The sequence below is a fragment of the Cryobacterium sp. TS_SC_7 genome, assembly GCF_056156285.1.
Map to the genome: position 1 here is coordinate 794,056 of NZ_CM149589.1, position 13,891 is coordinate 807,946.

Below are 13,891 nucleotides of genomic sequence, written 5' to 3' on the forward strand. Positions count from 1 at the left end.
CGGGTCAGCCGTCGTTGACGCGGTACACGTCGTACACGGCGTCGATCCGCCGCACGGCGTTCAGCACGCGGTCGAGGTGGGTGGTGTCCCCCATCTCGAAGACGAACCGGCTGATCGCGAGGCGATCGGTCGAGGTGTGCACCGTCGCCGACAGGATGTTGACGTGGTGCTCGGACAGAACGCGGGTGACGTCGGAGAGCAGCCCGGACCGGTCGAGGGCTTCGATCTGAATCTGCACCAGGAAGAGGCTCTTGGACGTGGGCGCCCAATCGACCTCGATCATCCGTTCGGGCTCCTTGAGCAGGGACTGCACATTGCGGCAGGATGCCTGGTGCACGGACACACCGGCCCCGCGGGTGATGAACCCGACGACCTTGTCACCGGGAACGGGCGTGCAGCAGCGGGCGAGCTTCACCAGGATGTCGGGCGCACCGCGCACGAGGATTCCGGAGTCACTGTTTCGCAGCGTCTGCGTGCGGCCGTGGGGTGCGAAGGGAAGGTCGGTCGCGTCGCTCTCCTCGACGCTCTGCAACGTGGCGACGACCTTCTCCAGGACCGACTGCGTGGACACGTGGCCTTCGCCGACGGCCGCGTACAGCGCGGAGACGTCTTCGTACTTCATCACCGCGGCGACCTCGGCGAAGGAGTCCTGGTTCATCAGTTTCTGCAGCGGCAGGTTCTGCTTGCGCATGGCGCGGGCGATGGCATCCCGGCCCTGCTCGATCGCCTCGTCGCGGCGTTCCTTGGTGAACCACTGCCGGATCTTGTTGCGCGCCCGGGGGCTCTTGACGAAGTTCAGCCAGTCCTTGCTGGGTCCGGAGTCGGGGTTCTTCGAGGTGAAGACCTCGACGACGTCTCCGGTGAGAAGTGGGCTCTCGAGCGGCACCAGGCGGCCGTTGACCTTGGCGCCCATCGTGCGGTGCCCGACCTCGGTGTGCACCGCGTAGGCGAAGTCGACCGGGGTGGCGTCGGCAGGCAGGCCGATCACGCGACCCTTGGGTGTGAAGACGTAGACCTCTTTGGCGCCGATCTCGTACCGGAGCGAGTCGAGGAACTCCCCCGGGTCGGCCGTCTCGGCCTGCCAGTCCGAGATGTGCGCGAGCCACGCCATGTCGGTGTCGCTCTGCGGACCGGGACCGGCGCTCTTACCGGTGGTCTGTTCCTTGTACTTCCAGTGCGAGGCCACACCGAACTCGGCACGCTGGTGCATCTCCTGCGTGCGGATCTGGATTTCCACCGCACGGCCGCTCGGGCCGAGGACCGTGGTGTGCAGGGACTGGTACAGGTTGAACTTGGGGGTGGCGATGTAGTCCTTGAACCGGCCGGGCAGCGGAGTCCAGCGGGCATGGATGGCGCCGAGCACCGCGTAGCAGTCCCGCACCGAATTGACGAGCACCCGGATGCCGACCAGGTCGTAGATCTCGTCGAAGTCGCGGCCGCGCACGACCATCTTCTGGTAGATCGAGTAGTACTGCTTGGGTCGACCGGCCACCTTGCCCCGGATGCGAGCGGCCTTCAGGTCGTCGACGATCGAGTCGATGACGTGCTGCACGAACTCTTCCCGCTGGGGTGTGCGTTGTTTGACGAGGCTGTCGATCTCGGCGTAGAGCTTGGGATACAGCACCGCGAAGGACAGGTCTTCGAGCTCCCATTTGATGGTTTGGATGCCCAGCCGGTGCGCGAGCGGGGCGTAGATCTCCAGGGTCTCGGTGGCTTTGCGCATCGCCGACTCGGCCGGAACGAAACCCCAGGTGCGCGCATTGTGCAGGCGGTCGGCGAGTTTGATGATCAGGACCCGGATGTCCTTCGACATCGCGACGATCATCTTGCGCACGGTCTCGGCCTGCGTGCTGTCGCCGTACTTGACCTTGTCGAGCTTGGTCACACCGTCGACGAGCATGGTGATCTCGTCACCGAAATCACCACGAAGCTGGTCAAGGGTGTACTCGGTGTCCTCGACGGTGTCGTGCAGCAGCGCGGCAGAGACGGTCTTCGGTCCGATGCCCAGATCCGCCAGGATCTGGGCGACTGCGACCGGATGCGTGATGTACGGCTCCCCGCTGCGCCGGAACTGCCCCTCATGGGCCTGTTCGGCAACGGAGTAGGCACGCTCGATGATCGACAGGTCCACCTTGGGGTGGTGCATCCGCACGGTCTTCAGCAGCGTGTCGACGGCTCCGACAGGCTGGGCCCGGGAGAAGATCCGGGGCACCAGTCGCCGCAGGGACGCGGGCGGGAGCGGAGCCGGGGAGGCAGGCGGGGTTGTCAGCTCGGTCACCTGGTCGCCTCCATCCGTTTGATCAATTATCACTGCTCCCGGGCCGGTTGCTTACCACTCCGGCCCGGGCAGGACGAGTCTCGCTGTCAGGCCTTGACCTGCTCGGCCACCTTCACAGAGCCGGCCTTCACAGAGCCGGCCTTCGCCCGCTGGGCGAGAACCTTCTGGTCGGCCCTCCGCACGGCCGGCTCCGCGGAGCGGATCTGAGCGTACAGCGGCGACGCGATGAAGATCGTCGAGTAGGCGCCGGCGATGATGCCGATCAGCAGGGCCAGCGAGATGTCCCGCAGGGTTCCGGCCCCGAGCACGAGGGTTCCGATGAAGAGGATCGAGGCCACCGGCAGCACCGCGACGACCGAGGTGTTGATCGAGCGCACCAGGGTCTGGTTGACCGCAAGGTTGACCGACTCGCCGAACGTGCGCGTCTCCGCACCGGGTTCGGTCGTGTTCTCACGGATCTTGTCGAAGACCACGACGGTGTCGTAGAGCGAGTAGCCGAGGATGGTGAGGAATCCGATCACGGCCGCCGGGGTGATCTCGAACCCGGTGATGCCGTAGATACCGGCGGTGATGACGAGGTCGTGCATCAGCGCCGTCATGGCCGCGAGCGACATCTTCCAGGTGCGGAAGTACAGGGCCATGCCGATGGCAGCGAGCACGAGGAAGATGAGGAGTCCGCGCAGGGCCTGACCGGTGATGTCCTGGCCCCAGGTCGCGCCGATGAAGGAGGCTGTGACCTGTTCGATCGGCACCTCGTAGGCATCCGCCAGGGCGGCGCGCACCTCGCGGGTCTCGTCGCTGGTGAGCTGGTCGGTCTGTACCCGGATGCCGGTGGTGCTGACGCTGGTCACCTTCGGCGCGGCCAGCGGCACAACCTCGGTCACCGCGTCGGCGGCCGCGGCCTGGTCCTGCTCGGCCACATCGGAGATCTTGAACTCGGATCCTCCGGTGAATTCGATGCCGAAGACGAATCCGCCGCGCAGCTGGGGAACCACAATGGCCACGAGGAGAGCAACCAGGGCGACCAGGTACCAGGTCTTGCGGCGTCCGACGATGTCGAACGAACGCTTACCGGTGTGCAGATCGTTGCCGAACTGGGCGAAGCTGGCCATTAGGAATCCTTCCCATCGGTCGATCGATCCGTACTGGAACCGACGAGTTCTGCTGCCTTGCGTTCGGCGATGGTCTGGCGTTTGGCTGCCTCACGGCTGGCCGAGGACAGTTTGGCGGACGGCATGTCCGACGCCGTCTTGAACGTTGCCCGGCCGCGGTAGGCGGCGCCCAGTGCCCGCGGGTCGAGCCCACTGTACTTGTGACCCTCGTTGAAGAACCGGGTGCGCGCGAGCAGCTGGAGCATCGGGTGCGTGAAGAGCATGACGACGAGCACGTCGACCAGGGTGGTGAGTCCGAGGGTGAGGGCGAAGCCCTTCACATTGCCGACGGCGACGATGAACAGAACACCGGCCGCCAGGATGTTGACGGCGTCGGAGGCGAGGATGGTGCGCAGGGCGCGCTTCCAGCCGGCTTCCACCGAGGACTCGAGCCCGCGGCCGTCCCGGAGTTCGTCACGCACACGCTCGAAGTAGACGATGAAGGAGTCCGCCGTGATGCCGATCGCGACGATCAGACCGGCGACGCCGGCCAGGGACAGGCGGTAGCCCTCCCGCCAGGACAGGATCGTGATCAACAGATAGGTGATGACGGCGGCGACGGTGAGAGACGCGACCGTGACAAGCCCGAGCAGCCGGTATTGGATGAGCGAGTAGATCACGACCAGGATGAGGCCGATCAGACCGGCGATCAGGCCACCGGTGAGCTGGCTCGAGCCGAGGGTGGCGGAGATGGTGTCCTGGCTCTGCACCGTGAAGCTGATCGGCAGGGCGCCGAATTTGAGCTGGTCGGCGAGGGCCTTGGAGGAATCCTGGTCGAAGTTGCCGCTGATCTGCGCGTTGCCGTCGGTGATGACGGCGAGGGTGCGCGGGGCGGAGATGACGTTGCCGTCGAGCACGATCGCGAACTGGTTCTGAGCCCCGGTGAGTCCGCTCAGCCGCGTGCTGACCGTGGCGAAGTCCTTCGCTCCCGTGCTGTCGAAGACGATGTTGACGACCCATTCGCCGGTGGTGGCGCCGCTCTGGGTGGTCTGCTGGCCGTTGGTGGCGTCGGAGACGTTCTCACCGCTGACTTCCACCGGTCCGAGGATGTACTTGATCGACCCGTCGGACTCGCAGGTGATCAGAGGCTCGTCGGCCGGGGCCACACTGGTGTTGTCGATCTTGCTGCAATCGAAGGCTTCGTACTCGGCCTGGAGAGCGGGAGTGATCCAGTTCAGGTCGCTCCCGTCGGTGGGAACCGCGGTGGGGGTGCTCTCCAGGCTGGGGTCGACCGGGGGCGCCGGGGCGGGCGTGGCCACACCGTCTTCGCCGATCACGTCTTCACCCACGGCTGCCACCGAGGGTGCTCCGGCGACGAGGACCGGCCGGAACTCGAGCTTGGCCGAGGACTCGATCCGGTTGATGGTGGCGTCGTCCGGCACACCGGGGATGGACACGACGATGTTCTGGCCGCCCTGGGTGTTGATCTCCGCTTCGGAGACTCCCGCCGAGTCGATGCGTTGCCGGATGATCTTCACGGCCTCGTTCAGCTGGTCCGAGGAGACGGATTGCCCGGTTTCGAGCTTCGGCGCGAGGATGATCTGCGTGCCACCCTCGAGGTCGAGGGCCAGCTTGGGCGTCCAGGATCCGCCGCCGGTGAGGACGCCGGCCGTGTTGAGCGCGATCAGGCCGACGATGATCACACCCAGCCACGTGAGGGAACGCCAGGCCTTCTTGGCCGGAGACGACTTTGCCACCAGAGAACTCAGCTTTCTATGCTCATGCTCATGCCCGCGCCGAGGCGCGGGCATGGAGAGGGATTGGTTACGCGTCGCCCTTTTTGGGCTCGTCGTCGGTGTCTGCGATGCGCTGGCCGAAGTCGGGCTCGCCCATGACGGTGGCGTTGTCCTGGTTCAGTTCGGCGACACCCTCATCTTCAGGCTCGGCCACGATCGGTTCGACGACACGGGCGATGGTCTGACGGTGCAGCTGAACGACGGTGCCCGGAGCGATCTCAAGGGCGACCTTGTTCGCTTCTTCATCGATCGCGATGATCGTGCCGTACAGGCCGAAGTTGGTCATCACGTCGGCTCCGACGACCATCTGGGACTGCAGTGCAGCCTGGTCCTTCTGGCGCTTGCGGCTGTTGCGGAACATGAAGAACACGAGCGCCGCGAGAACGGCGAGCATGACAAGAGTCAACGGATCCATAAAACTGTGAACCTTCCGGTAGCGGCACGAGGGCCGAAGTCTGTGCGTGCCGGTTCCGGGGGGAACCCGCACGAATGGTTCTAGGCGAACCAACTCGAATTATAGGTCATCCAGCATAAGAGGCACTGGCGGCCCGCCTGCCTGAGGTGCGCTCAGGCCGAAATGCCGCCACGCCTCCGGGGTGGCCACGCGTCCACGCGGGGTGCGCATCAGAAAACCGATTCGCACGAGGAACGGCTCCACGACTGCCTCGATGGTCTCGGACTCCTCGCCCACGGAGACCGCCAGGGTGTTGAGACCCACCGGTCCTCCCCCAAAACGGGTCAGGATGATGCGCATCACCTCCCGGTCGAGCCGGTCGAGGCCGATGGCGTCCACGTCGTAGAGCTCGAGGGCGGCGTGAACGGCGGCGAGATCGGCGTCTCCCCCGTGCACCAGCGCATAGTCGCGAACCCGTCGGAGGAGACGGTTGGCGATTCGCGGCGTGCCGCGGCAGCGGCCGGCGATCTCGGCCAGGGCCTCCTTCTCGATGACGAGGTCGAGCAGCTTGGCGGCGCGACCGAGGACCTGTTCGAGTTCGTGGTCGGCGTAGAACTCCAGGTGGGCGGTGAAACCGAACCGGTCGCGAAGCGGGTTGGGCAGCAGCCCGGACCGGGTGGTGGCACCCACGAGGGTGAACGGCGCCAGGTCGAGCGGCACGGAGGTGGCTCCGGCACCCTTGCCGACCATGATGTCGATACGGAAGTCTTCCATGGCCAGGTAGAGCATTTCCTCGGCGGAACGGGCCATCCGGTGGATCTCGTCGATGAAGAGCACCTCCCCCGGCACCAGCGATGAGAGCACGGCTGCGAGGTCGCCCGCGTGCTGGATGGCCGGGCCGCTGGACATCCGTAACGGTCGGTTGCCCTCATAGGCGATGATCATGGCGAGGGTGGTCTTGCCGAGCCCGGGCGGGCCCGCGAGGAGGATGTGATCGGGGGTGCGGCTCTGCATGGTGGCCGCCGTCAGCAGCAGCTGGAGCTGACCGCGCACCTTCTGCTGGCCGACGAACTCGCCCAGGCTGCGCGGTCGCAAGGCCCCCTCGAAGGCCAGTTCGGCGTCGCCTTCGAGTTCCGGCCGGGTCAGTTCAACGCCGGGGTCGCCCGCCAGGCCCTGCGCGCCGCTCACGCGCGACGCTCCGATGCCTGCTGGGCCGGTCCGAGTCGGGCCAGAACCAGGCGGAGCAGGGCGGCCACACCGATCAGCTCTGGTTCGTTCGACTCGGCGAGGGTCTCCTCGACGGCCTGCGCGGCCACCTTCTCCGACCAGCCGAGACCGATCAGAGCCGCCTGCACATTCGCCGAAGCGCTCGTGGGCGCCGGGCGGGAGGCTGCCGCGGCCGTGGTCGTGACGAAGACCTTGCCGGCCAGCGACAGCACGATCAGTTTCGCCGTCTTCGGGCCGATGCCGCTGACCTTGCGGAAGGCGCCGTCGTCTTCGGACGAGACGGCTTGGGCGATCTGGCTGGGGCTGAGCACCGCCAGCACGCCGAGGGCAGATTTCGGCCCGACCCCGGTCACGCCGACCAGGAGTTCGAAGACCTCGAGTTCATCGGCGGCCGGAAAGCCGTAGAGCGTGAGCGAGTCTTCGCGCACGATCAGCGTGGTGGAGAGCAGCGCTTCGGTGCCGACGCGGAGGCTCAGGGCGGTCGTGGGGGTGACCTGCACAGCGAGGCCGACTCCCCCGACCTCGATCACCGCCACGGAACCCAGGGCAGACAGGACAAGGCCACGTACGGAAGCAATCACCGCTTCAGACTACGGGGCACCGACGACACCGCGTTGCGCTCGGCGGCGCGCCACACCTTCTGGGCCGGCGTCAGGATGCCGGGTGCAACGTCGGCGGCCGTGGGCAGGGTGCCGCCGGAGGCACCGGTGCGCCACGCGTGGCAGATGGCGATGGCCAGGGCGTCCGCGGCATCCGCCGGCTTGGGTACCTCGGTCAGGCCCAGCACCCGCGCGACCATGAGGCCGACCTGGGCCTTGTCCGCGGAACCGTACCCGGTGATGGCGGCCTTGACCTCGCTCGGGGTGTGCAGGGTGACGGTGAGTCCGCGCTGCGCCGCGAGGAGCAGGGCGACGCCGCTGATCTGGGCCGTTCCCATCACCGTGCTGACGTTGTTCTGGGCGAAGACCCGCTCGATGGCGACGACGGCAGGCTGGTGGCGGTCGAGCATGTCTTCCAGGCCCCGGCTGATCAGCAGCAACCGCTGCTCGAGGGGCAGGTCGGGCGAGCTGCGCAGCACGGTCACGTCGACGAGCGTCGCGGAACGGTTGCCGGCGACGTCGACGATGCCCACCCCGCAGCGGGTCAGCCCGGGATCGATGCCCAGAACCCGGACTGACACCGCGTTACTCGGCTTCGGCCTGAAGCTCCGCGATGACCTCGGGCGACACGTCGTAGTTGCTGTAGATGTTCTGCACGTCATCGAGCTCTTCGAGGGCGTCGATCAGCCGGAAGACCTTGCGGGCGGTCTCGGCGTCGACCTCGACCTTGAGCTGGGGCACGAAGGCGATGTCGGCGGAGTCGTAGTCGATTCCCGCCGTCTGCAGGGCGGTGCGGGTCGCGACGAGGTCGTGCGCTTCGCTGAAGACCTCGAATTTCTCCCCGTCGTCGACGACCTCTTCGGCACCCGCGTCGAGCACGGCGAGGAGCACGTCGTCTTCGGTGAGGGCGTTGCTCTTCGGCACGACGACGATGCCCTTGCGGTGGAAGTTGTACGCAACGCTGCCCGGGTCGGCCATGTTGCCGCCGTTGCGGGACATGGTGGTGCGCACCTCGGCGGCCGCGCGGTTCTTGTTGTCGGTCAGACACTCGATCATCACGGCGACGCCGTGCGCGGCGTAGCCCTCGTACATGATGGTCGTGTAGTCGACAACTTCGCCGGACAGTCCGGCGCCGCGCTTGACGGCACGATCGATGTTGTCATTGGGAACAGAGGTCTTCTTGGCTTTCTGGATCGCGTCGACCAGGGTCGGGTTCCCGGAGAGGTCGGCGCCGCCCATGCGGGCCGCGACTTCGATGTTCTTGATCAGCTTGGCGAAGGCCTTGGCCCGACGCGAGTCGGTGACCGCCTTCTGGTGCTTCGTTGTCGCCCACTTGGAATGTCCGGACATGAATCTCCCGTTGTCTTTGGCTGTCGTGACTTGGCTGTCGTGACTTGGCTGTCGATTGGCGCCGGGGTGCTCGCTGCCGCTGGTCGCTGCACTGCTGTGCCACTGGTCGCTGCACCTTGGAGTGCGCCCCATTCTAACCCGCGATGCCTGATGGGACGGGCTTCACGCGCCCGGGGCGGCGGCGAGCACCTTGTGCAGTGTGCGCAGGTTGCGCGTGGTCGTGGTCGACCGATAGCGGGCCCTGCCGCTGAGCTTGCTGAACGGGCTGTTGATGCCGACGCTTCGGCGCACCTGCCAGTAGAGCACGCTCGCCCCGGGCCGCACCTCTTCCGTGAGCGGGTCGAGCGGACCGGCCGCCTCGATCAACTCGTCGAGAGCGGATTGTTCGGCTCCGAAGACGACATAGGGATGCCAGCCGTCGCGCTGGGCGTCGAACGGGAAGTCCCGCACCACCGCATCGAGGGTGCCGACGCCGACGAGCACGATCCACGCCTGATAGCCGAAGGCGTTGGACAGGGCGCGTTCGATCCGGAGTTTGAGCGCGGCGGCATCCGTTTCACCCGACGTGAACAGCACGTTGCCGCTGGCCAGGACCGTGCGGACATGCGTGTGGCCGAGTTCGCGGAACACACCCTGCAGGTCCGCCATTGTGATGGTGATCCCGTTCACGTTGATTCCGCGCAGGAGCGCCACCCAGTCGGCCATGAGCGGAGCCTAGTGACGGAAGCGGGCGTCGGCCACCTTCTGCAGGAAATATTCGTGGAAGCGGTATTCCCCGCTGATCTCCGGGTGGAACGAGGTGCCGAGCAGGTTGTCCTGCTCGACCGCGACGCAGCGTCCGTCGGGGAGCGTGGCCAGGGCCCGGGCGCGGGGCCCGACGGTCTCCACCACGGGAGCCCGGATGAACACGGCATGCACCGGCGAAGCACCGAGCACGGGAACGTCGAGGTCGGTCTCGAAGGACAGCGTCTGCGAGCCGAAGGCGTTGCGGCGCACCGCGATGTCGAGCCCGCCGATGGTCTGCTGGCCTCGGATCCCGTCGATGACGGAGTCGGCGAGCATGATCAGCCCGGCGCAGGTTCCATACACGGGCAAGCCGGCCCGCACGGCCTTCGCGAGCGGGTCGGCGAGGCCGAACGCGCGCGCCAGTTTGTCCATCACGCTGGATTCACCGCCCGGAATCACCAGCCCGCTGATGCGGGCCAGTTCTTCCGGGCGGCGGATGAGTTCGACCTCGGCGCCGAGGTTCCGAAGAACCGCGGCATGCTCACGAAAGTCACCCTGGAGGGCGAGAACTCCAACGCTCACGAACGGGTGGCTACCAGCCGCGCTCGGAGAGGCGGTGCGGCGCGGCGAGGTCGGACACGTTGATGCCGACCATGGCCTCGCCCAGTCCGCGGGAGACGGAGGCGATCACACTGGGGTCGTCGTAGAACGTGACGGCCTTGACGATGGCGTTCGCGCGAGCCTGCGGGTTGCCCGACTTGAAGATCCCGGAGCCGACGAACACGCCGTCCGCACCCATCTGCATCATCAGGGCCGCGTCGGCCGGGGTGGCCACGCCGCCGGCGACGAACAACACGACGGGGAGCTTGCCGGTGGAGGCGATCTCGGCGACGAGTTCGTACGGGGCCTGCAATTCCTTCGCGGCGACGTACAGTTCGTCCTTGCTCAGGGCGGACAGGCGCGCAACCTCGCCCTTGATGGTGCGGATGTGCTTCATGGCCTCGGAGACGTCGCCGGTGCCGGCCTCGCCCTTGGACCGGATCATGGCCGCGCCCTCCGTGATGCGGCGAAGCGCCTCACCCAGGTTGGTGGCTCCGCAAACGAACGGAACCGTGAAGTTCCACTTGTCGATGTGGTTGACGTAGTCAGCGGGGCTGAGCACCTCGGACTCGTCGATGTAGTCGACGTTCAGCGCCTGCAGGATCTGCGCTTCCACGAAGTGGCCGATCCGTGCCTTGGCCATCACGGGGATGGAGACCTCGGCGATGATGCTGTCGATCAGGTCCGGGTCGCTCATGCGGGCGACACCACCCTGGGAGCGGATGTCGGCGGGTACGCGTTCAAGGGCCATGACGGCGACAGCACCGGCGTCCTCGGCGATGCGTGCCTGCTCGGCGTTGACGACGTCCATGATGACGCCGCCCTTCATCATGTCGGCGAGTCCACGCTTGACGCGGCTCGAACCAAAGGCGGAAGTGGTTTCAGTCATAGCTGTGATTCTATTCCTTGGGTGGTGTCGGTTCCGGCCGGCGGGTGCCGGTGGGGAGGTATATACGGCTAGTTGCCATCCTTCGGCCAGCCGTCTGCGACTTCGCGTCGAACATCGCCGAGCAGGCGGGGAATCGCCTTCGTGCCGGCGATGATCGGGAAGAAGTTCGAGTCCAGCGCCCAGCGGGGAACGATGTGCTGGTGCAGGTGCTCGGCGATCCCGGCGCCCGCGATCCGGCCCTGGTTCATGCCGATATTGAACCCGTCGCAGTGGGACACCGCCTTGAGCACGCGCATGGCCACCTGGGTCAGACTACCGATTTCGGCGATCTCCTCCGGGCTCGCCTCGTCATACGTCGCAATGTGCCGGTAGGGGCAGACCAGAAGGTGTCCGCTGTTGTAGGGGAACAGGTTCAGCAGCACGTAGGCGTGTTCACCGCGCGCCACGATCAGGGCCTTCTCGTCGGTCATGCTGGGTGCCAGGCAGAACGGGCAGGCGTCGGCGTGCGGCTGCTGCCCGTCCTGGATGTAGACCATGCGGTGGGGTGTCCAGAGCCGTTGGAAGGCATCCGGGACCGCGGCGAAATCGGACGACTGTTCGAGCCCCTCGAACCCGCCGCTCTGCTCCTCCACGTCAGGCCTGGCCCTGAGTCGTGACCTGGGCCCGTGTCTCGATCGCAGCGATGATGCGACGGATGGCCTCGTCGGCCGGTACGCCGTTCTCCTGGGTGCCGTCACGGAACCGGAAGCTGACCGCACCGTTGTCACGGTCGTCCTCGCCGACGATCAGCTGGAACGGAACCTTGGCCTTGGTGTGGTTACGGATCTTCTTCTGCATCCGGTCGTCGGAGTGGTCGACCTCGGCACGCACGCCGGCGGCCTTGAGACGGCCGACGATCTCGTCGAGGTACGGGCCGTACTGCTCGGAGACCGGGATGCCCACCACCTGCACCGGGGACAGCCACACCGGGAAGGCCCCCGCGTAGTGCTCGGTGAGCACCGCGAAGAAGCGCTCGATCGATCCGAACAGGGCGCGGTGGATCATCACCGGGCGCTGGCGCGAGCCGTCGGGGGCGGTGTATTCGAGGTCGAAGCGCTCCGGCAGGTTGAAGTCCAGCTGAATCGTGGACATCTGCCAGGTGCGGCCGATCGCGTCGCGAGCCTGCACGGAGATCTTCGGGCCGTAGAAGGCGGCGCCGCCCGGGTCGGCGACGAGCTCGAGGCCGGATGCTTCGGCGACCTCGCGCAGGGTGTCGGTCGCTTCCGCCCAGGCCTCGTCGGTGCCGACGAATTTCTTCGGGTCCTTCGTGGACAGCTCGAGGTAGTAGTCCTCGAGGCCGTAGTCGGCGAGCAGCTTCAGCACGAAATTCAGGGTGCTGGTGAGCTCGTCCTTCATGCCTTCGCGGGTGGTGTAGATGTGCGCGTCGTCCTGCGTCATGCCGCGCACACGGGTGAGGCCGTGCACGACCCCGGACTTCTCGTAGCGGTAGACGGAGCCGAATTCGAACAGTCGCATCGGCAGGTCGCGATAGCTGCGGCCGCTGGAGCGGAAAATCAGGTTGTGGAACGGGCAGTTCATCGGCTTGAGGTAATAGTCGACGCCCTGGCGGGTCATATGACCGTCGGCGTCGTACTCCGCATCGAGCTTCATGGGCGGGAACATGCCGTCGGAGTACCAGTCGAGGTGGCCGGAGGTTTCGAACAGGTTCGACTTGGTGATGTGAGGCGTGTAGACGAAGTCATAGCCGGCCTCGGTGTGCCGCTTGCGGGAGTAGTTCTCCATCTCCTGGCGGATGATGCCGCCCTTGGGGTGGAAGACAGGCAGACCCGACCCGATCTCCTCAGGAAAGCTGAACAGGTCCAGTTCGGCGCCGAGCTTGCGGTGGTCGCGCTTGGCAGCCTCCTCCTGGCGGGCCTTGTAGGCGCGCAACTCGTCCTTGGTCGGCCAGGCGGTGCCGTAGATGCGCTGCAGTTGCGGGTTCTTCTCGGAACCACGCCAGTAGGCGGCGGCCAGCCGGGTCAGGGAGTATCCGTTGCCGATCATGCGGGTGTTCGGCAGGTGCGGGCCTCGGCAGAGGTCCTTCCAGACCGTCTCCCCCGTCTTCGGGTCCACGTTGTCGTAGATGGTGAGTTCGGCGCCGCCGACCTCGACCGACTCGTTGTCGGCGGTGTCCGCGGCACCGCCCTTGAGCCCGATCAGCTCCAACTTGTACGGCTCCGCTGCAAGTTCTTCCCTCGCCTGGTCGTCGGTCACGACGCGGCGCACGAACCGCTGGCCCTGCCGGATGATCCGGTCCATGGCCTTTTCGAGCGACTTGACGTCCTCGGGGGTGAATGCCTCTGCGACGTCGAAGTCGTAGTAGAAACCGTCGGTGACGGGCGGGCCGATGCCCAGCCGCGCGGCGGGGTTCACGGTCTGCACGGCCTGGGCGAGCACGTGGGCCGCGGAGTGGCGCAGGATGCTGAGACCGTCGGGAGAGCCGATCGTCACCGGTTCGACGACGTCGGTCGGAGTCACCGTCGTGGCGAGATCCCTGAGCTCGCCGTTGACGCGCATTGCGACAACGGACCGGTCGGTGAATAGCTCAAAGCCGTCAGCCACGTGTATTACTCCTCAGTATTGTTCGAACCCCATCAACTTTAGCGGCGCACCCCGACCCGGATGGGCACAGCGGTGTCGGGCACAAAAAAACCCCCGAGTTACCGGGGGTTTATCTGTCTCGCACTACAACTGTGGGCGATACTGGGATCGAACCAGTGACCTCTTCCGTGTCAGGGAAGCGCGCTACCGCTGCGCCAATCGCCCAGTTCCTGAAAATCGCTTTTCTGGAGTGGAGGTGGATACGGGATTCGAACCCGTGTACACGGCTTTGCAGGCCGTTGCCTCGCCTCTCGGCCAACCCACCACTTGGGATTCGTATCAAAAAGAACCGGCCTTTCGG

13 protein-coding genes and 2 tRNA genes are annotated in these 13,891 nt (G+C 66.3%); all 15 read right to left on the bottom strand.

Annotated features, from left to right (window positions below; genetic code table 11):
- Positions 1-4: 4 nt before the first annotated feature.
- The 15 genes from AC0J5J_RS03685 to AC0J5J_RS03755 all read right to left on the bottom strand — a co-directional run bounded on the left by AC0J5J_RS03685 (position 5) and on the right by AC0J5J_RS03755 (position 13,855).
- Positions 5-2,278, bottom strand: coding sequence for a RelA/SpoT family protein (locus tag AC0J5J_RS03685; RefSeq protein WP_474899554.1), 2,274 nt, complete (start codon positions 2,276-2,278; stop codon positions 5-7).
- An 86-nt stretch (positions 2,279-2,364) separates the two neighbouring features.
- Positions 2,365-3,390: a protein translocase subunit SecF gene (gene secF, locus AC0J5J_RS03690; protein WP_474899556.1), complete on the bottom strand. Its 1,026-nt coding sequence runs from the start codon at positions 3,388-3,390 to the stop codon at positions 2,365-2,367.
- Positions 3,390-5,126, bottom strand: coding sequence for a protein translocase subunit SecD (gene secD / locus AC0J5J_RS03695; RefSeq protein WP_474899558.1), 1,737 nt, complete (start codon positions 5,124-5,126; stop codon positions 3,390-3,392). The genes secF and secD overlap by 1 nt, the downstream gene beginning before the upstream one ends.
- Before the next feature lie 67 nt (positions 5,127-5,193).
- A complete protein-coding gene (gene yajC, locus AC0J5J_RS03700; RefSeq protein ID WP_474899560.1) occupies positions 5,194-5,559 on the bottom strand; it encodes a preprotein translocase subunit YajC in 366 nt (121 codons plus the stop codon).
- A gap of 120 nt (positions 5,560-5,679) precedes the next feature.
- Entirely contained in the window at positions 5,680-6,729 is a 1,050-nt protein-coding gene (gene ruvB, locus AC0J5J_RS03705; protein WP_134423685.1) for a Holliday junction branch migration DNA helicase RuvB, read from the bottom strand.
- Positions 6,730-6,743: 14 nt separating this feature from the next.
- Positions 6,744-7,367, bottom strand: coding sequence for a Holliday junction branch migration protein RuvA (gene ruvA / locus AC0J5J_RS03710; protein ID WP_134423631.1), 624 nt, complete (start codon positions 7,365-7,367; stop codon positions 6,744-6,746).
- Entirely contained in the window at positions 7,364-7,966 is a 603-nt protein-coding gene (ruvC, locus tag AC0J5J_RS03715; protein ID WP_474899562.1) for a crossover junction endodeoxyribonuclease RuvC, read from the bottom strand. The genes ruvA and ruvC overlap by 4 nt, the downstream gene beginning before the upstream one ends.
- A 4-nt stretch (positions 7,967-7,970) precedes the next feature.
- Positions 7,971-8,735 (bottom strand): YebC/PmpR family DNA-binding transcriptional regulator, encoded by a 765-nt coding sequence (locus AC0J5J_RS03720; RefSeq protein ID WP_134423633.1) that lies wholly within the window; start codon positions 8,733-8,735, stop codon positions 7,971-7,973.
- A 162-nt stretch (positions 8,736-8,897) separates the two neighbouring features.
- Positions 8,898-9,440 carry a DUF1697 domain-containing protein gene (locus AC0J5J_RS03725; protein ID WP_134423634.1) on the bottom strand — a complete coding sequence of 181 codons (543 nt, stop codon included), beginning with the start codon at positions 9,438-9,440 and terminating at the stop codon, positions 8,898-8,900.
- A gap of 9 nt (positions 9,441-9,449) precedes the next feature.
- Positions 9,450-10,043, bottom strand: coding sequence for a pyridoxal 5'-phosphate synthase glutaminase subunit PdxT (gene pdxT / locus AC0J5J_RS03730; RefSeq protein WP_134423635.1), 594 nt, complete (start codon positions 10,041-10,043; stop codon positions 9,450-9,452).
- Between the two features lie 10 nt (positions 10,044-10,053).
- The gene (pdxS, locus tag AC0J5J_RS03735) at positions 10,054-10,950 is read right to left on the bottom strand and encodes a pyridoxal 5'-phosphate synthase lyase subunit PdxS (protein WP_134423636.1); all 897 of its coding nucleotides are present in this window, start codon (positions 10,948-10,950) and stop codon (positions 10,054-10,056) included.
- A 68-nt stretch (positions 10,951-11,018) separates the two neighbouring features.
- Positions 11,019-11,582, bottom strand: a complete 564-nt coding sequence (locus AC0J5J_RS03740; RefSeq protein WP_134423637.1) for an HIT family protein — start codon at positions 11,580-11,582, stop codon at positions 11,019-11,021.
- 1 nt (position 11,583) lies between these two features.
- A complete protein-coding gene (thrS, locus tag AC0J5J_RS03745) occupies positions 11,584-13,506 on the bottom strand; it encodes a threonine--tRNA ligase (protein WP_241972631.1) in 1,923 nt (640 codons plus the stop codon).
- Positions 13,507-13,683: 177 nt separating this feature from the next.
- Positions 13,684-13,755 (bottom strand) — tRNA-Val (locus AC0J5J_RS03750).
- Between the two features lie 26 nt (positions 13,756-13,781).
- Positions 13,782-13,855, bottom strand: a tRNA-Cys gene (locus AC0J5J_RS03755).
- Between the last annotated feature and the right edge of the window lie 36 nt (positions 13,856-13,891).